This is a genomic window from Pseudomonas sp. 50_B (assembly GCF_017491625.1).
In the GTDB taxonomy this organism is placed as follows: Bacteria; Pseudomonadota; Gammaproteobacteria; order Pseudomonadales; family Pseudomonadaceae; genus Aquipseudomonas; species Aquipseudomonas danubii.
Map to the genome: position 1 here is coordinate 1 of NZ_JAFGYX010000213.1, position 242 is coordinate 242.

Sequence of the window (242 nt, forward strand, 5' to 3'; positions counted from 1 at the left end):
CGGCCAGGAATCCCAGGCCATCGTCCGCGACGGCGTGGTCTACGTCACCGGCTCCTACTCGCGGGTATTCGCCCTCGACGCCAAGACCGGCAAACGCCTGTGGACCTACAACCACCGCCTGCCGGACAACATTCGCCCGTGCTGCGACGTGGTCAACCGGGGCGCGGCGATCTACGGCGACAAGATCTACTTCGGCACCCTCGACGCCCGGGTCATCGCCCTGGACAAGAACACCGGCAAGG

Annotated in this window: 1 protein-coding gene; it reads left to right on the forward strand. The window is 66.5% G+C overall.

What is annotated here, in order from left to right; all coding sequences use genetic code 11:
• A partial coding sequence (locus tag J5M73_RS31675) for a PQQ-binding-like beta-propeller repeat protein (protein ID WP_207817050.1) occupies window positions 1-242 on the forward strand: 242 nt, incomplete at both ends.